Annotated in this window: 19 protein-coding genes and 2 tRNA genes; 16 read left to right on the forward strand and 5 right to left on the reverse strand. The window is 55.1% G+C overall.

Features of this window, described 5'->3' with window-relative positions; translation table 11 throughout:
- The first annotated feature begins 8 nt into the window (after window positions 1–8).
- Window positions 9–488: a transcription elongation factor GreA gene (gene greA / locus QWL29_RS20290; protein WP_305824690.1), complete on the forward strand. Its 480-nt coding sequence runs from the start codon at window positions 9–11 to the stop codon at window positions 486–488.
- 8 nt (window positions 489–496) lie between these two features.
- Complete coding sequence (locus tag QWL29_RS20295) at window positions 497–952, forward strand: DUF4149 domain-containing protein (RefSeq protein ID WP_305824691.1); 456 nt, start codon at window positions 497–499, stop codon at window positions 950–952.
- Between the two features lie 223 nt (window positions 953–1,175).
- Here QWL29_RS20295 and yhbY read toward each other — a convergent pair whose 3' ends face one another.
- The gene (yhbY, locus tag QWL29_RS20300) at window positions 1,176–1,643 is read right to left on the reverse strand and encodes a ribosome assembly RNA-binding protein YhbY (RefSeq protein WP_305824692.1); all 468 of its coding nucleotides are present in this window, start codon (window positions 1,641–1,643) and stop codon (window positions 1,176–1,178) included.
- A 42-nt stretch (window positions 1,644–1,685) separates the two neighbouring features.
- Between yhbY and QWL29_RS20305 the strand changes: the two genes are divergently transcribed.
- From QWL29_RS20305 to QWL29_RS20330, 6 genes are all read left to right on the forward strand, one after another.
- Window positions 1,686–2,372 carry an RlmE family RNA methyltransferase gene (locus tag QWL29_RS20305; protein WP_305824693.1) on the forward strand — a complete coding sequence of 229 codons (687 nt, stop codon included), beginning with the start codon at window positions 1,686–1,688 and terminating at the stop codon, window positions 2,370–2,372.
- A gap of 199 nt (window positions 2,373–2,571) precedes the next feature.
- Window positions 2,572–4,458: an ATP-dependent zinc metalloprotease FtsH gene (ftsH, locus tag QWL29_RS20310; RefSeq protein ID WP_305824694.1), complete on the forward strand. Its 1,887-nt coding sequence runs from the start codon at window positions 2,572–2,574 to the stop codon at window positions 4,456–4,458.
- 100 nt (window positions 4,459–4,558) lie between these two features.
- The gene (folP, locus tag QWL29_RS20315) at window positions 4,559–5,395 is read left to right on the forward strand and encodes a dihydropteroate synthase (protein WP_305824695.1); all 837 of its coding nucleotides are present in this window, start codon (window positions 4,559–4,561) and stop codon (window positions 5,393–5,395) included.
- A gap of 23 nt (window positions 5,396–5,418) precedes the next feature.
- Window positions 5,419–6,756 carry a phosphoglucosamine mutase gene (glmM, locus tag QWL29_RS20320; protein WP_305824696.1) on the forward strand — a complete coding sequence of 446 codons (1,338 nt, stop codon included), beginning with the start codon at window positions 5,419–5,421 and terminating at the stop codon, window positions 6,754–6,756.
- A 68-nt stretch (window positions 6,757–6,824) separates the two neighbouring features.
- A tRNA-Pro gene (locus QWL29_RS20325) sits at window positions 6,825–6,901 on the forward strand.
- 68 nt (window positions 6,902–6,969) lie between these two features.
- Window positions 6,970–7,046, forward strand: a tRNA-Arg gene (locus tag QWL29_RS20330).
- Window positions 7,047–7,402: 356 nt separating this feature from the next.
- On the opposite strand, the gene QWL29_RS20335 is transcribed toward QWL29_RS20330, so the two are convergent.
- The 3 genes from QWL29_RS20335 to QWL29_RS20345 form a co-directional block, all read right to left on the reverse strand.
- Window positions 7,403–7,696 (reverse strand): hypothetical protein, encoded by a 294-nt coding sequence (locus QWL29_RS20335; protein WP_305824697.1) that lies wholly within the window; start codon window positions 7,694–7,696, stop codon window positions 7,403–7,405.
- A complete protein-coding gene (locus tag QWL29_RS20340; protein ID WP_305824698.1) occupies window positions 7,693–7,893 on the reverse strand; it encodes a helix-turn-helix domain-containing protein in 201 nt (66 codons plus the stop codon). Before QWL29_RS20340 ends, QWL29_RS20335 begins: the two co-directional genes overlap by 4 nt.
- A gap of 346 nt (window positions 7,894–8,239) precedes the next feature.
- A complete protein-coding gene (locus tag QWL29_RS20345) occupies window positions 8,240–9,622 on the reverse strand; it encodes a hypothetical protein (protein WP_305824699.1) in 1,383 nt (460 codons plus the stop codon).
- A gap of 694 nt (window positions 9,623–10,316) precedes the next feature.
- On the opposite strand from QWL29_RS20345, the gene QWL29_RS20350 reads away from it, so the two are divergent.
- From QWL29_RS20350 to QWL29_RS20365, 4 genes are all read left to right on the forward strand, one after another.
- A complete protein-coding gene (locus QWL29_RS20350; RefSeq protein ID WP_305824700.1) occupies window positions 10,317–11,273 on the forward strand; it encodes a DUF932 domain-containing protein in 957 nt (318 codons plus the stop codon).
- 84 nt (window positions 11,274–11,357) lie between these two features.
- Window positions 11,358–12,353: a YqaJ viral recombinase family nuclease gene (locus QWL29_RS20355; protein ID WP_305824701.1), complete on the forward strand. Its 996-nt coding sequence runs from the start codon at window positions 11,358–11,360 to the stop codon at window positions 12,351–12,353.
- Between the two features lie 110 nt (window positions 12,354–12,463).
- Complete coding sequence (locus QWL29_RS20360) at window positions 12,464–13,402, forward strand: recombination directionality factor (RefSeq protein WP_305824702.1); 939 nt, start codon at window positions 12,464–12,466, stop codon at window positions 13,400–13,402.
- Window positions 13,403–13,549: 147 nt separating this feature from the next.
- Window positions 13,550–14,959, forward strand: coding sequence for an HNH endonuclease (locus QWL29_RS20365; RefSeq protein WP_305824703.1), 1,410 nt, complete (start codon window positions 13,550–13,552; stop codon window positions 14,957–14,959).
- On the opposite strand, the gene QWL29_RS26950 is transcribed toward QWL29_RS20365, so the two are convergent.
- Window positions 14,943–15,335 (reverse strand): DUF6979 family protein, encoded by a 393-nt coding sequence (locus QWL29_RS26950; RefSeq protein ID WP_441295511.1) that lies wholly within the window; start codon window positions 15,333–15,335, stop codon window positions 14,943–14,945. The genes QWL29_RS20365 and QWL29_RS26950 overlap by 17 nt on opposite strands.
- Window positions 15,336–15,720: 385 nt before the next feature.
- On the opposite strand from QWL29_RS26950, the gene QWL29_RS20370 reads away from it, so the two are divergent.
- From QWL29_RS20370 to QWL29_RS20385, 4 genes are read left to right on the forward strand one after another with little or no spacing between them, the layout of a single operon-like run.
- Entirely contained in the window at window positions 15,721–17,562 is a 1,842-nt protein-coding gene (locus QWL29_RS20370; RefSeq protein WP_305824704.1) for a type I restriction-modification system subunit M, read from the forward strand.
- Window positions 17,559–18,926 (forward strand): restriction endonuclease subunit S, encoded by a 1,368-nt coding sequence (locus QWL29_RS20375; RefSeq protein WP_305824705.1) that lies wholly within the window; start codon window positions 17,559–17,561, stop codon window positions 18,924–18,926. Before QWL29_RS20370 ends, QWL29_RS20375 begins: the two co-directional genes overlap by 4 nt.
- Window positions 18,923–19,834 carry a GIY-YIG nuclease family protein gene (locus QWL29_RS20380; RefSeq protein WP_305824706.1) on the forward strand — a complete coding sequence of 304 codons (912 nt, stop codon included), beginning with the start codon at window positions 18,923–18,925 and terminating at the stop codon, window positions 19,832–19,834. Before QWL29_RS20375 ends, QWL29_RS20380 begins: the two co-directional genes overlap by 4 nt.
- A gap of 13 nt (window positions 19,835–19,847) precedes the next feature.
- On the forward strand, window positions 19,848–22,256 hold the full coding sequence (locus tag QWL29_RS20385) for a type I restriction endonuclease subunit R (RefSeq protein ID WP_305824707.1): 2,409 nt from the start codon (window positions 19,848–19,850) through the stop codon (window positions 22,254–22,256).
- Window positions 22,257–22,287 lie beyond the last annotated feature (31 nt).

Below are 22,287 nucleotides of genomic sequence, written 5' to 3' on the forward strand. Positions count from 1 at the left end.
AGACATATATGAACAATACCGTACCGCTCACCAAATACGGCGCCGAACTCCTGAAGGAAGAACTGCATCAGCTCAAGACCAAGGAACGCCGCAGCGTCATCGACGCGATCGCCGAAGCGCGCTCGCACGGCGACTTGTCGGAGAACGCCGAATACGACGCCGCCAAGGAACGCCAGGCCTTCGTCGAAGGCCGCATCGCCGAACTCGAAGGCAAGCTGAGTGCCGCCCAGATCATCGACCCGGCCACGCTGGACGCCGAAGGCCGCGTGGTCTTCGCCGCCACCGTCGACCTGGAAGACCTGGACAATGGCCAGAAGGTGAGCTACCAGATCGTCGGCCTCGACGAAGCCGACATCAAGGTGAATAAAGTGTCGGTGACCTCGCCGATCGCACGCGCCCTGATCGGCAAGTTCGCCGGCGACGTGGTCGAAGTGCAGGCGCCGTCCGGCCCGCGCGAATACGAAATCCTGGAAGTGCGCTACGTCTGATGACGGGCATGTCGGCGCGTTCCCGGGTCTCCGGCGCACGGCTGCTGGTCGCGGCCTTCTGGGGCGGTGCGCTGTGGGTGCTGGGCTACATCGCGGCGCCGGCGGTGTTCTCGACGGCGTCGGGAACGATGGCGGGCGATATCGTCGGCGCGTTTTTGCACCGGCTGGCGTGGATCAGTTTTGTCTGCGCGGCGCTGATGCTGGTGCTGGTGCGCCTGTCGGGGGATCTCGATGGTGCACGGCGCAGGTTCCTGAACCTGCTGGTGCTGGCGATGCTGGCCTGTGCGCTCGTCATGTACGTGGGCCTGCAGCCGGCGATGGCGGCGATGCGCGAGGCGGCTGGCCCGGCTGGCATCCGCGCCTCGCCCGAGTGGACCAGGTTCGCGATCATGCATGGCGTGTCGCAGCTGTTCCACCTGATCGAAAGCGTGCTGGCGGCGGTGCTGCTGTTGAAGAGCCGCTGACCGTGCCGCAAATCCGGGACCGATGAAACGGTAGGGTGGGCGCCCCGTGCCCACGCGGAACGGCGATCATTGCTGGCATGGGTTCGGCAAATACCGCTCACGCTTCACGCGTGGGCACGGAGCGCCCACCCTACGAAGGCAACCGCTATCGGCCATGAAAAAACCGGGGATATCCCCGGTTTCTTGTTCCCGCCTGGTTCAGCGAGGCTTAGTCCAGCGACGCTCAGTTCAGCGAGGTTTTTTTGCTGCTGGTCTGGCGCGGCTTGGCGCGCTTGATGTTGCCGCCGGCGGTGACCCGCTCGTTGCCCTTGAGCATAACCTTGGTGACGCTCGGCTTCTTGGTGCCGCTGGCGCTGGCCTTGACGATGGTGACTTCGCGCATGCCCTTGCCGGCCTTGGCGCTACGTTCTTTCACCGCTTCTTTTTTCGGACGGTAGAGCACCAGCAGTTTGCCGATGTGCTGGACCGGCGCGGCGTCGAGCTCGGCGCTGATCTGTTCGTACATGGCAACGCGGGCTTCGCGGTCGTCGCCGAAGACGCGGACCTTGATCAGGCCGTGTGCGTCGAGGCTGGCAGCGATTTCCTTCATGACGGACTCGGTCAGGCCGGCTTCGCCGATCATGACAACTGGATTGAGCCCATGGGCTTCCGCGCGCAGCGCGCTGCGCTCGGCCGGAGTGAGTTTAAGCATAATAATTTTTGGATGTACCTATAAAAGCAGTATTCTACGCGAATGGCCAAGAACAAATTAAACAAAAACTGGTTACACGACCATATTAACGACCCGTACGTCAAGCTGGCGCAGAAAGAAGGCTACCGCGCACGCGCTGCTTTCAAGCTCAAGGAAATCGACGAAAGCGAGAAACTCATCAAGTCCGGCCAGGTCGTTGTCGACCTCGGCTGCACCCCTGGCAGCTGGGCGCAATATACCCGCCGCAAGCTGGCGGGCAAGGAAGGCGGCGGCATCAACGGCACCATCATCGGCCTCGATCTGTTGCCGATGGAGCCGATTGCCGACGTCCATTACATCCAGGGCGACTTCCGCGAAGATGTTGTATTAGACCAACTAGCCGAGGTGCTGGAAGGCCGCAAGACCGATCTCGTACTGTCGGACATGGCCCCGAACCTGTCTGGGATTCCCACTGCCGACGCTGCGCGCATGGAACATTTGATCGATCTCGCGATTGAGTTTTCTCAGATGCATCTGAAGCCGGGCGGCGCATTGTTGGTGAAGTGTTTCAAGGACATGGGCTTTACCCAGATCGTCGAGAAGTTCCGCACCGAGTTCAAGACCGTCAAGCAGATCAAGCCGAAAGCAAGCCGCGACAAGTCTTCGGAAATCTTCCTGCTCGGGCGCGGTCTGAAGAATCCAGTGGAATATAAATCCGGCGTGGACGACGATTCGGCCCTTGATATTTGAGATCGCAGCCACACATGCACGCCGTGATGCTCCGTTCGGTACGCCCAATACTTGAGTCGTGCCGCACGGAACGGAAAAAAGTGGCAATATGGCATGTTGAGGCTCCGCGTGGAGCGTGGCCTCGTAGCACAGCATGTCTAATGCGAGTAAAATCGGCAATCTCACTGGTAATGGTGCGGATCGCATCGGAGGAGTTTTCGTGAATAATATGTTTTCCAAATCCGCCATCTGGGTGGTCGTCGCACTGCTGTTGTTCATGCTGTTCAAGCAGTTCGACAATCACAGCCCGGCCGGTGGCAGCAAGACCATCGCTTATTCCGAGCTGCTCGACGATGTGAAGGCGCGCCGCGTGAAGGACGTCGTCATCGAAGGCGCGAACATCACCGCCACCCGTAGCGACGACACCAAGGTGCGCGCCACCGCCACCATGCTCGACCGTGGCCTGATCGGCGACCTGCGCGAGAACGGCGTGCGCTTCGACGTCAAGCCGCCGGAAGAGCCATCGTTCCTGCAGCAGGTCTTCATCTCCTGGTTCCCGATGCTGCTGCTGATCGGCGTCTGGGTCTTCTTCATGCGCCAGATGCAGGGCGGCGGCAAGGGCGGGGCTTTCTCGTTCGGCAAGTCGAAGGCGCGCATGCTCGATGAAACGAACAACAGCGTCACCTTCGCCGACGTCGCCGGTTGCGACGAAGCGAAAGAAGAAGTCAGCGAAATCGTCGACTTCCTGAAAGACCCGACCAAGTTCCAGAAACTCGGCGGCCGCATTCCGCGCGGCGTGCTGATGGTCGGTCCTCCAGGTACCGGTAAAACCCTGCTGGCGCGCGCCATTGCCGGCGAAGCCAAGGTGCCGTTCTTCTCGATCTCGGGTTCCGACTTCGTCGAGATGTTCGTCGGCGTGGGTGCATCCCGTGTCCGCGACATGTTCGAGAACGCCAAGAAACATTCGCCTTGCATCATCTTCATCGACGAGATCGACGCGGTCGGCCGTCACCGTGGCGCCGGCATGGGCGGCGGCAACGACGAACGCGAACAGACGCTGAACCAGCTGCTGGTCGAGATGGACGGTTTCGAAGCCACCTCGGGTGTGATCGTGATCGCCGCCACCAACCGCGCCGACGTGCTCGATAAAGCGCTGCTGCGCCCGGGCCGTTTCGACCGCCAGGTGATGGTGGGCCTGCCGGACATCCGCGGCCGCGAACAGATCCTGAACGTGCACATGCGCAAGGTGCCGATCGGCGCCGACGTGAAAGCCGACATCCTGGCACGCGGCACCCCGGGCTTCTCGGGCGCCGACCTCGCCAACCTGGTCAACGAGGCTGCACTGTTCGCCGCGCGCCGCAACAAGCGCCTGGTCGAGATGCTCGACTTCGAAGATGCCAAGGACAAGATCTACATGGGTCCGGAGCGCAAGTCGATGGTCATGCGCGAAGAGGAACGCCGCAACACGGCTTACCACGAGTCGGGCCATGCGGTCATCGCCAAGCTGTTGCCGAAGGCCGACCCCGTGCACAAGGTCACGATCATGCCGCGCGGCTATGCCCTCGGCCTGACCTGGCAGCTGCCTGAGCACGATGCGCTGTCCGGCTACAAGGACAAGATGCTGGAAGAAATCTCCATCCTGTTCGGTGGCCGTATCGCCGAAGAGATTTTTGTCGGCCAGATGTCGACCGGCGCCTCGAACGACTTCTCGCGTGCGACCAAGCTGGCACGCTCGATGGTCACCCGTTTCGGCATGTCGGAAAGCATGGGCGTGATGGTCTATGAAGACAGCGAGAACGAAGGCTTCTTCGGTGGCGCCACCAAGACAATTTCGGAAGCGACCCAGCAAAAGGTCGACGCCGAGATCCGCGCCATTCTCGACACCCAGTACGCACTGGCACGCCGCCTGCTGGAAGAGAACCGCGACAAGGTCGAGAAGATGACCAAGGCGCTGCTCGACTGGGAAACCATCGACGCCGAGCAGATCAACGACATCATGGCTGGCCGCGAACCGCATCCGCCGAAAGCCGGCATCCTGACCAAGCGTACGCCTCCTGGCGACAGCGGTTCAGGTGGCGTCGCCACCAACGCCCCGGCACCGGCTTGATCGGCGCGTCTTGATCGTCTAGATCAACACCCTGCAAAAGGCATCCCCGGATGCCTTTTGCTCGTTAACACTTCTGTTTTCCCCGAATCCTAGTCCCGTCATGCGTCAATTCTTGCAGTGCGGCCGCTTCCGTTTCGAGCTGGGGCGGCGCCCCCTCGTCATGGGCGTCCTGAACGTCACCCCCGATTCGTTTTCCGACGGCGGCCATTACCATGCACTCGAGTTCGCCGTATCGCGCGCCGAGGAGATGGTGGCCAGCGGCGTCGATTTGATCGACATCGGCGGCGAATCCACCCGGCCCGGTTCGCCCAGCGTACCGGTGGCCGAAGAACTGGCGCGCGTGATGCCGGCCCTGTATGCACTGCAGGAAGCCGGCAAGGCCTTGTCGGTCGACACCTGCAAGCCGGAGGTCATGCGCGAAGCCATCATTGCCGGCGCCGACATGATCAACGACATCAACGGTTTCCAGGCGCCCGGCGCCATCGAGGCCGTGGTGAAGGGCGACTGCGGCCTGTGCGTGATGCACATGCAGGGCACGCCCCAGGACATGCAGGCCCAGCCGGCCTACACCGACGTGGTGGCGGAAGTCATCGCCTTCCTGCGCGAGCGTGTCGCCGCGCTGGAAGCGGCCGGTGTCGACCGCGAGCGCATCTGCGTGGACCCCGGCCTGGGCTTCGGCAAGACGGTCGAACACAACTACGCATTGCTGAAGAATACGCAGCGCATTGCCGACGAACTCGGGCTGCCGGTGCTGATCGGCCTGTCGCGCAAGTCGATGATCGGCGCCGTTACCGGCCGCCCGGTCGAGGCGCGCCTGGCCGGCAGCCTGGCTGGCGCCTTGGCTGCGGTGGCGCAGGGCGCTAGAATTATTCGAGTACATGATGTCGCAGAGACGGTCGACGCGCTGAAGGTATGGCGCGCGGCGACCATTGATTGACCCTAACAAGAAAGAGAAGAAGCATGGCACGCAAATATTTCGGTACCGATGGCATCCGCGGCGAGGTTGGCGTGGCGCCGATCACCCCGGACTTCGTAATGCGCCTCGGCTATGCGGCCGGCAAGGTGCTGGCCAAGGACAATGCCGCGGCGACCCGTCCGACCGTGTTGATCGGCAAGGACACCCGCATTTCCGGCTACATGCTGGAAGCCGCCCTCGAGGCGGGGTTCTCGGCCGCCGGCGTCGACGTGATGCTGGCCGGCCCGATGCCGACCCCGGCGATCGCCTACCTCACCCGCGCACTGCGCCTGCAGGCCGGCGTCGTGATCTCGGCCTCGCACAATCCCTTCCAGGACAACGGCATCAAGTTCTTCTCGGAACATGGCACCAAGCTGCCCGACAGCGTCGAACTCTCGATCGAGGAAGCGATCGACCAGCCGATGGATTGCGTGCCGTCGGATAAACTCGGCCGCGCCACCCGCCTGCGCGACGCCCAGGGCCGCTACATCGAATTCTGCAAGAGCACCTTCCCGAACGAACTCGATTTGCGCGGCCTGAAGATCGTGGTCGACAGCGCCCATGGCGCCGCCTACAACATTGCCCCGCATGTGTTCCACGAACTGGGCGCGGAAGTGGTGTCGATCGGCGCCACGCCGGACGGCTTCAACATCAACGCCGGCTTTGGCGCCACCGCACCGAAGGCCCTGGCGCAGGCCGTGGTCGACAACAAGGCCGACCTCGGCATCGCGCTCGACGGTGACGCCGACCGCCTGATCATGGTCGACGCCACCGGCCGCGTCTACAACGGCGACGAACTGCTGTACCTGATGGTGCGCGACCGCATGGCCACCGGCCCGGTGGCGGGCGCCGTCGGCACCCTGATGACCAACATGGCGCTCGAAGTGGCGTTCAAGGAAATGGGCATCGGCTTCGCGCGCGCCAAGGTCGGCGACCGCTACGTGCTGGAAGTGATGCAGGAGCGCGGCTGGATCCTCGGCGGCGAAGGCTCGGGCCACCTGCTGGCGCTGGACAAGCACACCACTGGCGACGGCATCGTCTCGGCCCTGCAGGTGCTGTCGGCCCTGAAGCGCAGCGGGAAGTCGCTGCAGGAATGCTGCAGCGAACTGAAGCTGTATCCGCAGACCCTGATCAACAAGAAAGTGCCGGCAGGCTTCGACTGGACCCAGGATGCTGGCATGGTTGCCGAAAAGGAAGCCGTCGAGCGCGAGCTGGGCGACGCCGGCCGCGTGCTGATCCGCGCCTCGGGCACCGAGCCGCTGATCCGCGTGATGGTCGAAGCGAAAGAGGCGGACCAGGCCGAAAGCATGGCCCGCAGAATCGCCGACAAGCTGGCCGCTTGATATCGAAACTTGCTTCAAGCGGGGCGCACATTGACGCGGCGCCGCGCGGCGAGTAAAATACTTGTATTCGGAGTGTAGCGCAGCCCGGTAGCGCACCTGGTTTGGGACCAGGGGGTCCAAGGTTCGAATCCTTGTACTCCGACCAAAGCTTCATAACGGGCCGTCTTCTGACGGCCCGTTTTCATTTCTCCCGGCAGTTCTGCCGGACACTGACTGCCCATAGCTCAGTTGGATAGAGCATCAGCCTTCTAAGCTGAGGGTCGCTGGTTCGAACCCAGCTGGGCAGGCCAATGAACATTGGTACTTTGAGGCCCTCGGAAACTTTTAGGTCTCTAGGCTGTGCTACCCATGTGCTACCTAACCGATCAATGTCGGGAAATCTCGGGATATCAGGCTCGGCGCTTCAGCTAGCTTTCGCAAACACCATCGTTACTTNTGAACATTGGTACTTTGAGGCCCTCGGAAACTTTTAGGTCTCTAGGCTGTGCTACCCATGTGCTACCTAACCGATCAATGTCGGGAAATCTCGGGATATCAGGCTCGGCGCTTCAGCTAGCTTTCGCAAACACCATCGTTACTTTACGCGACCATCCCCCGGGTCGCACTTCCCAATCGAAAATTACTTGGGGCGTCAGAGACCACCTACTCAAAGCCCGTAGCGGCCCACCACGGCGTTGATTTCCGATCGAGCGGTGGGATTCCGCAAGTAGGTCCTGATGAGCTTGTATAGGTTCATGTCGCCTACGGACCCACCCGACAAATTGGAGTGGACAACCAGTGCAATAACGCTTTGGTCGAGCTGCTCTCTGGACAGGTCGTCATACCTCTCCGAGGAAATTACCTTCTTTGGCTGCTCGACGTAGGACTCGCCTCGAAAGACTTCCAGTGCTTGGGCAATGAGAGCCTGGGCTTGGGCTTTCCTCACTTGGTTTTCTGTCATTGCGTACTCCTGAGCTGCTGAAGTTCTAGCCCTGCAAGCGCTGCCATCAGCGTTGCCTTTTCGATATCGGCGATTCGAGCCCGTTTAATCCAATGATGGATGGTGGTGCCCGACACGGCCATAGCAGTGGCTGCTTTTGTTGGACCGCCGATCCTATCTACGGCAATTTTTACGTAGTTTTTCGTTAGTTGAAACATCGCATTTTCCTTGTTATTTTTCTTAGTAAGACTGTATCGTCATCTGGCAGGGCTTTATCAGAGCCTTGTCATCTACCTGTCAGATATATTTTAACCTCCGCCACCACTCGTTCGAATCATATTCAACGGCAATTTAAAATTTCTTTACTTATTTCTTTAAGGTGCCCAGTTAATTCCGAAGTAATTTTTTAAGGAAAAACCCATCAAGCCAAAAGTTTTTTGATGCGCAAAAAGAGCCATCCATTTTTTTCGAAAATTTGCCGATATGAAGAAGGAGTCTTCGTTGCACTTTTGTATATCGGCAAGAATACTGTATGGTCTATATTTTCGCTGTTACCGCCACACTTCACTCGTTAAGGTTGCATGCAATTTCTATCTGGTTTTTTTCCGCTGCACTTATGTCGCCGTCGCCTGCCTTCTCAATAAAGCATAACCATTCGCTGCGTTTTGACGCGCAATTCCTTCTTATAGCTTGCCGGTTCTCGTCGGTGAAACTGCCAGAAAATCCGATGACAAACCGTTTAAGCCCTCCCTGACATTCATCCGTCTCATCAAAGTCTACAGTCTCTGTGAGGGGCACTGAGGCAGCAGCATTCGCCGTAAGCCCTGGGGCTACGTCTTCGGGCAGGTTATGAGTTTTGTAATAAGGCATTAATTCAATAAACCGGACTGTCGGGCCGCTGACCTTTCTATAATTTCCATTTGCATCTAGAGTCGTAAAGATCCACGTCTTTACTTCCTCACCATTCTTTATCCAGCAACCACTGGTTGGTCCACCTTTTGGGCCGAGCACGGCAAGAAATCTCGCCTGAGGTCCACACGAATCTGCTGGACTAACTTGAAAATGCAATTCAATCCCGTCGAGCTTGGCTTTTCCATAAGTAGCACCCTCTATACATTCAGTTAAGCTTTTTCCTATGCAGCCAGAGAAATCGAATTTGGACCCATTACTCATAGCTTCGGCTAGTTCTGGAGTAATTATCCGATTACGACCTTCTTTCTCCGCATTCTGATCGCTCATCGCTACTTCACTTTGTAACTCTTCCTTTTTCTGGAAAGTGCTTTGCGAACGCGGGAGGAATTGGTAAAAAAGGAAGATGCAGCTTAAAGCTAGCACCAATATAACGAATGGCATCCGCGTAGCCCGGCCTATCCTTGCGTATAGAGCCAAATGCTGCTGGAGTGACAGGCGCTCCATTCCGTACCGTACAGACGAACGTTCGTTGGAGTCCGAAACTCCATCACTATTCCGGGAATTTGGTTGTAAGCGGGACTCTGACTGAATCGCACCTTCCGATACAACTGACCTTTCGAAGAAGCGTTCTTTTCCTTTGACGACGAATAGCACTGCTGCGGACATAAGCACCCATGCGACTATGTCTAAAGCGAAGTTGGGTGCCATAAACATGTGGTCTCTCGTCGTTCTTGTCAGGATTTCTTCGGAGAAGATTACAGCGACGGTAAGTAACGTAGCTCGCATCGTTCCAAGCAATTCTGCGAACCTAGCGACGATTCGAAAGAGCAGCAATAGACTTGGCGTCATTACAAGGCATGCTAGCAATTCTGTAGCAATGATCCCGAAGAATGCGCGTTGCCAACTAACTCGTGGGGAAAGAATGGCGTTTTCAATATCGGCAGCTATAAGGAGTTGCGAAAGAATTATCGCCGTATATATAAGCCATTTTTTTTGATCACATAAAAATACAATTATGGCTTGCGGGAAGCGCATGTTGAGTCCTGAAGTTGTCTTGAATGGTTTCGAGGCGATTCCGAATTTTGACTTGAGCTCAAAGTCTACGATTGTCGATGGTCTCTTCGTTCGGCATACGTGGCATTAGAATAACCGGAAAGTTGTGATTTGACAACTATGCTCATCGAGAGGTCGGAACGGTACAAGTTTGGAATTGGTCCCTACGTCCCCCGGGAAAATAAGATTTCGAAAGCTTCCTGCCCTTACGTTTGGCCATTGCCATCGCCCTGCATACCTAGATTAATTTCTTATAGACAGAGAAATGAAGACTAGTTTGGCTCAGCTTCGCTGCCCCAGCACCGCTACATCCGCCGTCACTCAGTCCCTGTAACTGTGACCTCATTCAATAACAACACAATGATTTGGTATAAGAAATGTGAGAAGTAACGTCTTTCACTATTCCTTAAAGGTGCCTTACCATGAAGCAGTGTCTACATAAATTTTCCTTTTCACTCATTGTGAAAATCGTGAGGTTTATCGTTGAGGTACTTGAAGAAGTATTCGGGCAACCGTCGAATTCGTTTACCTACGCGCGTAAATAATCTATCGCTCGCACCCCATCGGCCCTCGCCACGTAATCGTACTTTCGCAAATTTCAACTACCTCACGTCGAACACTATCGGTGTCTCCTTGCAGCGGCATTGTCGCGTCCGTTCAAATTAAAGGAAAAACTATGGCTCACCTCGTCGAATCAATGGCGTATGTCGCCGAAACACCTTGGCATGGCCTCGGTAACCGCCTCGCCACTCATCAACCGCTCGAAGTCTGGGCAAAGCAAGCTGGTCTGAACTTTCAGATCAAGGAGACTCCCGTCCGATTCATGACTGAAAGCGTTGGCAGTCTGGGCGCAATCATGAGCTATCCCGACAACAAGGTACTTTACCGTTCGGACAGCAACGCACCTCTCTCGGTCGTGAGCCAGCGATACAAAGTCGTTCAGCCTCGTGAAATTTTGGAGTTCTACCGTGACCTCACGGAGATCTCGGGGTACGAGCTCGAAACAGCTGGCGTCCTCAAAGGCGGTCGCACGATCTGGGCCCTTGCTCGCACTGGGCAGTCATCAACGTTAAAGGGCGGCGACGTAACCAATGGCTACGTTTTGCTGGCGACCGGTTGCGACGGCACCCTTGCCACAACGGCACAGTTCACTTCGATCAGGGTCGTCTGTAACAACACGTTGGCTGTAGCGCTGGCCGGCAGCACTGGTGCAGTGAAGGTTCGACATAGCACCACGTTCGATCCTGCAGCAGTGAAGGCGAAACTAGGCATTTCGGTCTCGTCTTGGGACAGCTTCATGTACCAGATGAAGGGCCTGAGTGAACGCAAGGTGAAATCGACGGAGGCTTTCAACTACTTCCTGCGTGTCTTCTCAGATCCGAACAATCCTGCAGGGCTGACTAACGAACGCGCAATGACGAAGGCAATGTCTCTGTACGAAGGCCAAGGCAAGGGCGCAGAACTGGCTTCATCGAAGGGGACGGCGTTTGGCCTTCTGAACTCCGTCACAGAATTTGTCGACCATGAACGACGAGCTCGTAGCACCGACCACCGATTGGATTCAGCGTGGTTCGGTCAAGGCGCCGCACTGAAGCAAAAAGCACTCGACCAGGCATTGATCATGATCGCCTAGAACGAGATTATTCATTACTGAACCATCCGAAGCCCGGTTGAGCTAACCCCTCAGTCGGGCTTTTCACATTGAGGAGGCATTGATATGGGAACAGTAGCGGTAGCAGGCACCCGGCCGGCACTTCGGCTTGTATCGACAAAGGATCGGAGCCGTGAATCGTGGCTGGAGGTTCGCAAGCGTGGCATCGGGAGTTCGGACGCGGCAGCGGCAGTTGGGCTCAATCCGTACCAATCGATGTTGGAACTGTGGCTTGTGAAAACGGGCCGGGACGAGGGGCTTCCGAAGATCGATCCAAAGGACGAGACCTCTCCAATGTATTGGGGCTCGTTGTTGGAACCGATCGTTGCGGCGCACTACACCAAGCGAACTGGTAACCGGGTGCGGCGGATTAACGCAGTTTTGCAGCATCCCGATCCGGACAAAGCCTGGATGCTGGCCAATCTGGACTACGCAGTCTCTGGTGCCCATGACGTTCAGATCCTTGAATGTAAGACCGCTGGCGAGTTCGGCTCAAGGCTCTGGAAAGAGGGTGTACCAGAGTACGTCCAGCTTCAGGTGCAGCATCAACTTGCGGTCACAAACAAGCAAGCGGCAGATGTCTGCGTTCTTATCTGCGGCCAAGAGATCAGGGTTCATCGCATCGAACGTGACGACGCTTTGATCTCCATGCTGAGCGAGCTTGAGCGGAAGTTTTGGCACTACGTTGAGACTGATACGCCACCACCTGCCGATGGATCAGATTCGGCTGCCATGGCTCTTCAGTGTCTGTATCCGCATGATTCGGGCAGTACGCTTGATCTCACCGACGATACCGAGATGTCCAATACGTTCTCAGATCTGGTCGCAATCAAGGCTGAGATCGAAGTTCGGGAAAAGATTGAGGCTGAGCTCAAGCAGCGTATCCAGCAACGCATGGGCGATGCGAGCAAAGCCAAGTTCGAGACCGGCAGCGTGTCTTGGAAGCGAAGCAAAGATGGCATCGGCCTCGACGCGACTGCACTTCTCCGAGAACAACCAGAACTGCTATCGACTTACCCGCTCCTTCGTCCTGGTAGCCGCCGTTTTCTCATCAGCACGTAACAAACCCCACTGCAGTTCAACCGAAGTCTACGCCCCAGTCGGGGCTGTTTCCGTTGCATGCCCCTCTCGTGAAAGCGAGGGCGGGCGGCACTTTGACAAGGAGCCAGAAAATGATCAAAGGTTTGGCAATAACGCCCCCGGTATTGGGTCGGATATCAATCGGACGTGTTGTTGAGAAGAACGGCAAACGGTTGCCCGAAAAGGACGACCAATTCACCATCACCAGTCAGGTCCAGAGCCGGGATGGATGGGTGAATCATCCCTACGACGAGCAGTTCAGAAAAGCATCGGGCAACGGAAAGATCCGCTCAATTCCGGTACGCGTGCTGTTTAACGATCCTGACCTAAACCTGAGGGCCGAGTACAGCATGTTTGATCGTTCGACAGGCCGTCCGATGTGCGTCGGCAATGGAGAGGTTTGCAGGCGCTATACGGCCTCCGGCGTTCAGGCGCTGCCATGCCCTTCACCTGACGCTTGCGAGCTTGCTAAGGGTGGTCTATGCAAGCCGTACGGTCGTTTGAATGTAAAAATCGGGGACGAAGACGAAGTGGGAACCTTCATCTTCCGCACGACTGGGTTCAACAGCATCCGCAGTCTCGCTGCAAGGCTCAACTATTACCAGGCAGTGTCAGGGAATTTGCTGGCATGCCTTCCCCTTGAGCTTCGTCTACGTGGCAAGAGCACGACCATGAGCCACAGGACCCCGGTCTACTATGTCGATCTGACGGTACGCGAAGGGTTGACACTGGAAGAAAGCATCGCCGAGGCTAGGGCAAACGACGAGCGCAGGAAGGCGGTTGGCTACGATCAAACTGCGCTCGACGAAAGCGCCAAAAAGGGCTTTGCCAACGGTGCCTTCGAAGATTCGGGCGAAGAAATTTCAGAGATCGTCGAAGAGTACTATTCTGACGCCAGTGCTGATGTCAGAACTGATGGTGGCGATGACGCTTCGGTTGCCGAGGCCATCAAGACCGCTAAGCCGACGCTTCGTGAAAAACTGGACAAGAAAGCCAGCAGCGACAGGCCAGGGGAGTTTTCACGACCCTGATCGGGCTGGCTATGGTTGGCATCGAGCTTCCAGTACTCTTCACTGTCTTCAGCGTGGCGTCAGGCTGGCTGGCTGGGAAAGATTGTCGTAGCAAACGCTTTCTTCAGCGGTAACGACGCATTGACTCCCCGTAGTTTAGGGGATTTTTTGTTCATTGCTTTCGGCCGGTCACACTCCATCTTTTCGTCTGACCGAATCCTGAGCGGTGCGATTTTTGTTGACAGATATGCACCACTATCGCACGATGGAAGTGGTGATGCTATCTCAGGGGATTCTTTAAAAGATCCTTACATAATGAGCCTGCAACGGAATCTGATGGATCGGAGACCGCTCTCACAATTGATCAATATGCTTAGGGGCGCCATGCTTTCAGAAAATTTGAAGAGCAAGTTAAAAGATGACGTTCGCGTCGCTTTTGGCAAAACTACTTTCGGCGATCTCGCCCATGGATTTCGCTTGACGAATGCATTAGGCCAAGTCAACGCCGTATATTGGAGCAATATTTACGAAGGCAACGACGTCGAAATTGCCATTAGCCCTGCTGCGGTCACAGACGTGTACGGTATCACGCCCGCGATGGTGCGAGCTTGGCTAGAACGTGAAGTCGACCTTTCGGGCCGAAACTGCAACGTGCATAAACACGATAGCGACTGGCCCATTATCGGATTTTCAATAGATGAAGTCCCAGGATTTCTTGCACGGTATAAGCGTCTTCGTCGGGGAGCGCTCAGCAAACTGGAGTGGAGTGCATTGGGACAGATCGATGTCCCGTCGCCGCTTTTGGAATCAGCTTCGGACACCGCACTCGAAGATGAAATCGACCATGTCGAGGTCTTCAAGGATGCATTGACCGAGTTGAGGCCCAAGATTACCGATAGCCAAATGAAGATGCTGGTCGGGCACTATGCAGCGCCAGACATGACCATATCCGTTAAAAAACTTGCTGCGCTAGCTGGCTATACTGGTCCCAGATCCGGACGCCTCCACTACGGAAAACTCGCCAGAGCTATCTCAAAGGCGTCAGGAATATCTCCACCGACGGTTGATCAACTCAGCACTATTGCAGAGTGGACGACGACTCTTGATGAAAACGGACACGGCCAATGGATCATGTACGAAGAATTCGCTACAGCCTTGGAGGAGCTTGGATGGGTAGCCGCTGACAGGGCTGCAGACTCAGATATACCAGATATCGACGGCGAAATCTTTGCTAACGAAGGCGCTGCGTCCTGGGTGATGCACCTACAACGCGAACGCAATCAAGCAATCGTTGAGGAGAAGAAGAATCAAGTCCTCAATGAAAAACATACTCTAGCATGCGAAGTATGCGAGTTCGATTTTGAGCAAAAATACGGAGCGCACGGGAAAGACTACTGCGAAGTGCATCATAAAATTCCACTCGCCTCTGCTGGCAAAAGAACTGTCACGTACTTGCACGACTTAGCAATTGTTTGCTCGAATTGTCATCGTATGCTGCATCGTGGCCTTAAATTGCTAGCTATTGAAGAGTTGCGAGCTATTGTGAAGTCAGACGGCCCCTCTACGCATTGTCTTTGAGAAGCCCATTCTTCCAAAGCGACGTAACTACATCCATTTGGTGATTCGGTACTTTTGTTTCACCGTCCATAATTTGCTTCCAAAGAGCCGCCACGTCGTTTGCGTAGTGAGGATCTTTCCGTAGCGTGGCTACCGCCTTTAACCCATAGATCTTATTCTTCGCCGACTTTGTATACTTTCCGCTGGGGACACCAACTACGATGCCGCTTTCGCATATGCCCAAGAAAGTCCCACGCGGGCAGCCCTTGTCCTGAGAAGATGGGCTGCTTGGGAAGATCTCAACGACAGCCGAGTTCCACGCGTCCATTATCGAACTAGTCGTCCCGGTCGTATAGGTTCGAACTGCTTTCACTGCCGCGTCGCCGTACTTCCCCATGGTTCCTCCGATTTCAAAACTTGATCTTGCCACACGTATGGCTGGGGTAGTATTTTTTGTTGGACGCTTTTCACACTAGGAGTACAGGCCGGTGAGCAGATACGGTCTCGGCCGAAGCTAACCCTACAGTGACGGCGTAGCAACGCTGTCTTGCTGCGGAACGGTATTTTTTTGCTTCCTTTCGTTACCCTCTACCTACAAGATAACAAAGTCCTCCAGAATCCCAACGCCGGTAGACAATCCAGAGAAATCAGAACCCACCAAATTTCGGTTTTTCGTGGGTTCCGCAACGCCGGAATGCGACCAAGTTCCTCCCATTTCTCCCTTCCAAGCTGGTCTCCTTGCTCGTACAATGCCTTACAGAAATTAACTCTCAGGATCAAAAGTGTCATCAAATTACTCCGAAATCGCATCTTTCACTTGGTCAGTGGCCGACCTTCTTCGGGGCGACTATAAGCAATCCGACTACGGGAAGGTCATCTTGCCCTTCACGCTGCTCCGTCGCATGGACTGCGTGCTCGAAGCCACTAAGCCAGCCGTACTGGCGGAGGTAGAGGCTCGGAAGAGCCAAGGCATCGACCTCAAGACGTTCCTGACGAAGAAGGCAGCGCAGTCGTTTTACAACACGTCGCCGTTCGACTTTGCAAAGTTGCAGGGTGATCCAGCCCATATCAAGGCCAACCTGATCGCTTACGTCAACGCGTTTTCCGACAACGCACGTGACATTTTTGAACGATACGACTTCTTTAAACAGATCGAAAAGCTGGACGACAACAACCTGCTTTTCCTCATCGTCCAGAAATTTGCGGCGATCGACCTACACCCGAACGTCGTCTCTAACGCAGACATGGGACTGGTCTTCGAGGACTTGATCCGCCGTTTTGCCGAGCTCTCGAACGAGACGGCCGGTGAGCACTACACGCCACGAGAAGTAATCCGCTTGATGGTGGACTTGCTCTTCACCGCCGACGATGAAGCACTGACTAAGCCTGGCATTGTCCGTTCAATCTACGATCCGACAGCGGGTACTGGTGGCATGTTGTCAATCGCAGGCGAACACTTACACAGCCTTAACCCTAAGGCACGGATGGTCATGTTCGGTCAAGAGCTCAACGATGAGTCCTACGCTATCTGTAAGGCGGACATGCTCATCAAGGGCCAGGACGTCGGCAACATCATCATGGGTAACACGTTGTCGGATGATGGGCATGCCGGCAAAGACTTCGACTACATGCTGAGCAATCCACCGTTTGGCGTCGAGTGGAAGAAAGTGGAGAAGGACATCCGCAAAGAGCACGAACAACGCGGCTTTGCCGGTCGCTTCGGACCTGGCCTGCCACGGGTGTCTGACGGTAGCTTACTTTTCCTAATGCACCTGCTGTCGAAAATGCGCCCCTACGACAAGGTAAAAGACGAAGGTGGCTCTCGTATCGGTATCGTCCTGAACGGCTCACCCCTATTTACTGGCGGCGCAGGTTCTGGTGAGTCGGAGATCCGGGGCTGGATCATTGAAAATGACTGGCTCGAAACGATCGTCGCACTGCCAACTGACATGTTCTACAACACAGGGATCTCGACGTACGTTTGGATCCTCACAAACAAGAAGTCTGACGCTCGTAAGGGCAAGGTGCAGCTCATCAACGGCGCAGAGTACTACCGCAAGATGCGGAAGACACTTGGCAGCAAACGCAAGGAATTAGCACCGTCAGACATTGAACGCCTGGTTGAACTGCATGGGCGTTTCGAAGAGTTACGGCAGGTAAAAATGACCGATGCAGACGGCAAGACGATTAGCGATGGCGTCTTGCCGGCAGATCAGCCAATCCCGACTGCACCTGAGGGCGGCAAGGTCGAGACGTTCTTGGTGTGCCGGATTTTCGACAACAACGACTTTGGATACAGCACTATCACTGTGGAGCGCCCACTCAAAGATGAGCAAGGTAAGGCGGTCTCGGACAAGAAGGGTAAGGCCAAGGCCGACGCCAAGCTGCGTGACACGGAAAACGTTCCCCTAAAGGACGACATCGAAGCCTACTTCAAGCGTGAGGTGCTGCCCCATGTGCCTGATGCATGGATCGACCACGACAAGACTAAGATCGGGTACGAGATCCCGTTCAATCGGTTCTTCTACCAGTACACGCCGCCACGGCCGCTAGAAGTGATTGATGCCGAGCTCAAGGCCGTGACAAGCGAGATCTTGGCATTGCTGAATGAGGTGACTGCGTGACCTTCGAGCCATATCCCACGTACAAAGCATCGGGCGTCCAGTGGATTGGTGAGGCCCCCCTGGGCTGGGAGGTCAAAGCACTCAAGCATTGCATTGAAATACCCATCACTGATGGTCCTCACGAAACTCCAGAGTTCGTCGATTCCGGCATGCAGTTCATATCGGCTGAAGCAATTAAGAACAGCAGAATTGATTTTGAAAGGCGCCGAGGCTTCATAACCAATGAACTTTTTTTCGAATATTCAAAGAAGTGCGCTCCACGCCGTGACGATATTTTTATGGTCAAATCCGGCAATACAACCGGCACGTTTGCTATTGTCGAGACCGATCATGCTTTCGCAATCTGGTCGCCGCTTGCACTAATTCGAGTCGATCCAAAACGATTTTCACCAAAATTTGTTTACTACAATTTCGCTGCGGATTTCTTTCAAGAGAATGTAAGAATCTCGTGCAGTTACGGGACTCAGCCAAACATTGGCATGAGCGTCATAGAGCGTTTAGTCATTTCTGCTCCACCCTTGGTTGATCAGCAAAGCATAGCCAAATTCCTCGACCGTGAAACTGCCAAGATCGACACCCTGATTGCCAAGCAAGAAGCGATGATTGACCTGCTTAAAGAAAAGCGGCAAGCCGTGATTTCGCATTCGGTAACGAAGGGGCTTGATCCTAACGTGCCCATGAAGAACAGCGGCGTGGAATGGCTGGGGGACGTTCCTAAGCATTGGACGGTTCCGCCGCTCAGAGCTATCGCTCAGGTCGTTAGAGGGGCGTCCCCTCGACCAGCGGGCGATCCTCAATTTTTTAATGGCGAACACACTCCTTGGGTAACGGTAGGTGAAATAACCAAGGATGAGTCCATGTATCTGGTCGATACATCGTCATTTCTTACCGAGAGCGGTGCTGCGAATAGTCGACTTTTTCGTGCGGGGACGCTTTTGCTTTCGAACAGCGGAGCTACGCTGGGCGTTCCCAAGATTTTGGCTATTGATGGATGTGCGAACGATGGCGTCGTTGGTTTCGAGCGTTTAAACGAATCTGCAGACATTCAATTCGTGTACTACTACCTTGCGTCGTTGACACAAAATCTTCGTGAACGCATCAAGCAGGGTGCAGGCCAGCCAAATTTGAACACTGATCTCGTGAAAGAGATTTGTATCGGCTTGCCTCCGCTGCAGGAACAGAGACAAATCGTAGTTCAACTGCAACGTGCAATGCAACGAATCGATGTACTTATTGACAAGGCACAGCAAGCCATCGCCCTGCAAAAAGAACACCGCACCGCTCTGATCTCCGCTGCTGTCACAGGCAAGATCGATGTTCGGAGCGAGGTTGCCCATCCGGTTCAAGACAAGGAAGCTGCATGAGACCGTTTTCGCTCCGTATTTTCGTCCCATCTGGTGATCCCACAGGCGTACTGGTTGCTACACGCGATGACGGCATCGGTAAAGCAACGATTTTTTTCCGTGCATTGCTTGGAGAGGTAAAAGGGAGAAAGGAATGGGGTTTTCCTGGCGTCTATCTACTTGTTGGCCAATCTACGATGTACATCGGCGAAGGGGACCCAGTCGGGAAAAGACTTGAAGACCACACCGCAAGGAAAGCTTTCTGGGAGCGGGCACTTTTCTTCACCGCAGAGACTCGCTTAAATAAGGCACATATTCAACATCTCGAATCGAGATTGGTCAAACTCGCGTTAGAAGCGGGCATAGCTGCGCTGGACAACGGGAATCAGCCACAGCCACCGGCCCTCGGCGAAGAAGAATATGCGTTCGCCGAAAACGTTCTAGCTGATTTGTTGTTAATGTTACCGTTGCTTGGGTTTAAACAATTTGAAGTGTCTCCAACACCTGGTGAAGAAGTGATCATTGAGGGCGGCGAGATCGAAGCCTACCCGATCGGGAAACGTACCGGCATCTATTCCGCACTTCCACGTGGCGCAGTTTTCTATGGCAACTACAAAGAGGCGAGAGCGAGCATTGAAACCGTAGAGGGTGGCGTTACTTTGAAAGAAGGCAGCACAGTTGTAAAAGAGCCTGTTCCGAGCTTCGACGTGTACGTGCCGGGCTACGCGCAAATGCGTCGCCAGTTGATTGAGTCGGGCGTGATTGCCGAGCGTGACGGGAAGATGACTGTCACTCGTGATCAATTTTTCTCATCAGCCTCAGCTGCTGCGGCGATCGTTCGAGGGGTGAGCGCCAATGCCGATATGTGGGTATCGGCCGATAAAAGAAACCTAGGTGACCTTTTGCGTGCCTTGAAACAAAAGAACTAAGCCAGGACGACGAATGCCAAGCCTACACAAAGAAATCCACTTCGAATCCGACATCGTCGCTCACCTAACCGCCAACGGATGGCTAGAAGGTGACGCATCCAAGTACAACCGTGAATTAGCGTTGTACACCGACGACGTGATCGGCTGGATCCAGGATACCCAACCTAAAGCATGGGACAAGCTAAAGGCAACACACAGCGGAGCGACTGAGATGACTCTGTTGGCCCGGCTGACGCAAGTGCTCGACAAAGACGGCTCGTTAGCGGTGCTGCGCCGAGGGTTCAAGGACGTCAGTTCGGGCAACATTGAGATGTGTCAATTTAAGCCGGCACAGTTGATCAACCCTGAGGTGCTAGATCGGTATAGCAAAGTTCGTTGCCGGGTCGTGCGTCAGGTCCGCTACAGTCTGTCGAACGAGAATTCCATAGATCTTGTCTTCTTCATCAATGGTATTCCGGTTGCCACAGCGGAGCTCAAGACCGACTTCACCCAAACGATTGACGACGCTAAGAACCAGTACCGGTACGACCGCAGCCCTAAGGATCCCGCTAGTAAGCGAGAAGAACCGTTGTTGGCGTTCAAACGCCGGGCGCTAGTTCACTTTGCGGCGTCCACTGACGAAGTGTGGATGGCCACCGAACTACGTGGGAAGGATACGTTCTTTTTACCATTCAATCTTGGGAACGAAGGCGGTGCTGGCAACCCTGCAAATCCTTTCGGTTACCGCACCTCCTACTGGTGGGAGCGGACGCTGGATCGTGGTGCTTGGCTTAATATCATCGGCCGCTTTGTGCACCTAGCCAGAGAAGAGAAAAGGAATGCAGAGGGTAAAAAGCAGATCAAGGAGAAGCTGATCTTCCCCCGGTTCCACCAGTGGGAAGGTGTTACAAAATTGCTTGCTGCTGCCAAGCAGGAGAAGGCAGGACACAAATACTTAATTCAGCATTCGGCCGGCTCGGGAAAAACCAACTCAATCGCCTGGCTGGCGCATCAGTTGTCCAACTTACACGACGATACCGACAGCAAGATTTTTTCATCGGTCATCGTCATCACGGATCGGACCGTCCTAGATCAGCAGTTACAAGACGCCATCTTCCAGTTCGAGCACAAGCAGGGAGTCGTTTGCCGCGTGACGAACGAAGGTGTGAAGTCGGCTCAGCTTGCGCAGGCGTTAAAGGACAACGTTCCAATCATCATTGTCACAATCCAGACGTTCCCCTTTGTTCTGGAGGCGATCCAGAGAGAGACTTCACTGAAGGACCGCACCTACGCCATCATCGCAGATGAGGCACACTCTTCGCAGACAGGCGCCGCCGCTAAGAACCTGAAAAAGGTGCTGACCGCCGCACAGATCGAAGAAGGCGAGGAGCTCAGCAGTGAAGATTTGCTGATTGCGGAAATGTCAGCACGGCCGCAGCCTAATTCGTTGAGCTACTTTGCTTTCACTGCTACACCGAAGAGTAAAACGCTTGAACTGTTCGGACGTGTCCCTGATGCCTCATTGCCGGCATCAGACACCAATCTGCCGGAAGCCTTCCATGTCTACTCCATGCGTCAGGCCATTGAAGAAGGCTTCATCCTCGATGTTCTGCTGAACTACACGCCCTATAAGCTGGCGTTCAAGCTGGCCCACAATGGCAAGGACTACGACAGCGACACCGTTGATCAAAGCGATGCAATGATCTCTCTGATGCAGTGGGTTCGGCTGCATCCTTACAACATCTCACAGAAAGTTCAAGTCATCGTTGAGCACTTCAAGGCACACGTAGCCTGGAGACTGAACGGTCAAGCCAAGGCGATGGTAGTGACATCGTCTCGCAAAGAAGCGGTTCGATACAAGCAGGCGATCGACAAGTACATCAAATCGCAAGGCTATCAATCCTTGGGGACGCTCGTCGCATTTTCGGGCGAAGTTGTCGACGGCGAAAGCGGGCCTGGTGAGTTCACCGAAGCAAATATGAACCCTGGCTTGAAAGGGCGAGATCTGCGGGAAGCATTTGATACCGACGAGTTTCAGATCCTCCTAGTGGCGAACAAGTACCAAACTGGCTTTGACCAGCCGAAGCTTGTTTCCATGTATGTGGACAAGAAGCTGGCAGGCGTCGCAGCTGTGCAGACCCTGTCCCGATTGAACCGGACGATGCCTGGGAAAGACCAGACTTTTGTCATCGACTTCGTCAACGATCCCGAAGAGATCAAAGCAGCCTTCCAACCATATTTCGAGACGGCCGAACTCGCAGACGTATCGGATCCAAATCTGATTCATGACCTTCAGAGCAAGCTCGATGCTTCACGCATCTACACAGCCGAGGAAGTCGAAGGGCTCGTTGCAGCCTATTTTAAGGGCCGCCAGGGCGACATGCAGGCCAAGGTGGCGCCAGCCGTCGATCGATACCGAGTGCAGTTCAGTGTAGTGGTCTAATGTCCCCGGACACATCGATAGGTGGATAATT

It is taken from the genome of Massilia brevitalea, assembly GCF_030711405.1.
In the GTDB taxonomy this organism is placed as follows: domain Bacteria; phylum Pseudomonadota; class Gammaproteobacteria; order Burkholderiales; family Burkholderiaceae_D; genus Telluria; species Telluria brevitalea.

Coding starts and splice junctions, on each gene's coding strand:
- glmM (WP_305824696.1), top strand. CDS start 5,419: ATGGCACGCAAATATTTCGGTACCGATGGCATCCGCGGCGAGGTTGGC.
- QWL29_RS20345 (WP_305824699.1), bottom strand. CDS start 9,622: ATGCGCTTCCCGCAAGCCATAATTGTATTTTTATGTGATCAAAAAAAA.
- QWL29_RS20350 (WP_305824700.1), top strand. CDS start 10,317: ATGGCTCACCTCGTCGAATCAATGGCGTATGTCGCCGAAACACCTTGG.
- QWL29_RS20305 (WP_305824693.1), top strand. CDS start 1,686: ATGGCCAAGAACAAATTAAACAAAAACTGGTTACACGACCATATTAAC.
- QWL29_RS20380 (WP_305824706.1), top strand. CDS start 18,923: ATGAGACCGTTTTCGCTCCGTATTTTCGTCCCATCTGGTGATCCCACA.
- QWL29_RS20335 (WP_305824697.1), bottom strand. CDS start 7,696: ATGACAGAAAACCAAGTGAGGAAAGCCCAAGCCCAGGCTCTCATTGCC.
- QWL29_RS20355 (WP_305824701.1), top strand. CDS start 11,358: ATGGGAACAGTAGCGGTAGCAGGCACCCGGCCGGCACTTCGGCTTGTA.
- greA (WP_305824690.1), top strand. CDS start 9: ATGAACAATACCGTACCGCTCACCAAATACGGCGCCGAACTCCTGAAG.
- yhbY (WP_305824692.1), bottom strand. CDS start 1,643: ATGCTTAAACTCACTCCGGCCGAGCGCAGCGCGCTGCGCGCGGAAGCC.
- folP (WP_305824695.1), top strand. CDS start 4,559: ATGCGTCAATTCTTGCAGTGCGGCCGCTTCCGTTTCGAGCTGGGGCGG.
- QWL29_RS20360 (WP_305824702.1), top strand. CDS start 12,464: ATGATCAAAGGTTTGGCAATAACGCCCCCGGTATTGGGTCGGATATCA.
- QWL29_RS20385 (WP_305824707.1), top strand. CDS start 19,848: ATGCCAAGCCTACACAAAGAAATCCACTTCGAATCCGACATCGTCGCT.
- QWL29_RS20340 (WP_305824698.1), bottom strand. CDS start 7,893: ATGTTTCAACTAACGAAAAACTACGTAAAAATTGCCGTAGATAGGATC.
- QWL29_RS20295 (WP_305824691.1), top strand. CDS start 497: ATGTCGGCGCGTTCCCGGGTCTCCGGCGCACGGCTGCTGGTCGCGGCC.
- QWL29_RS26950 (WP_441295511.1), bottom strand. CDS start 15,335: ATGGGGAAGTACGGCGACGCGGCAGTGAAAGCAGTTCGAACCTATACG.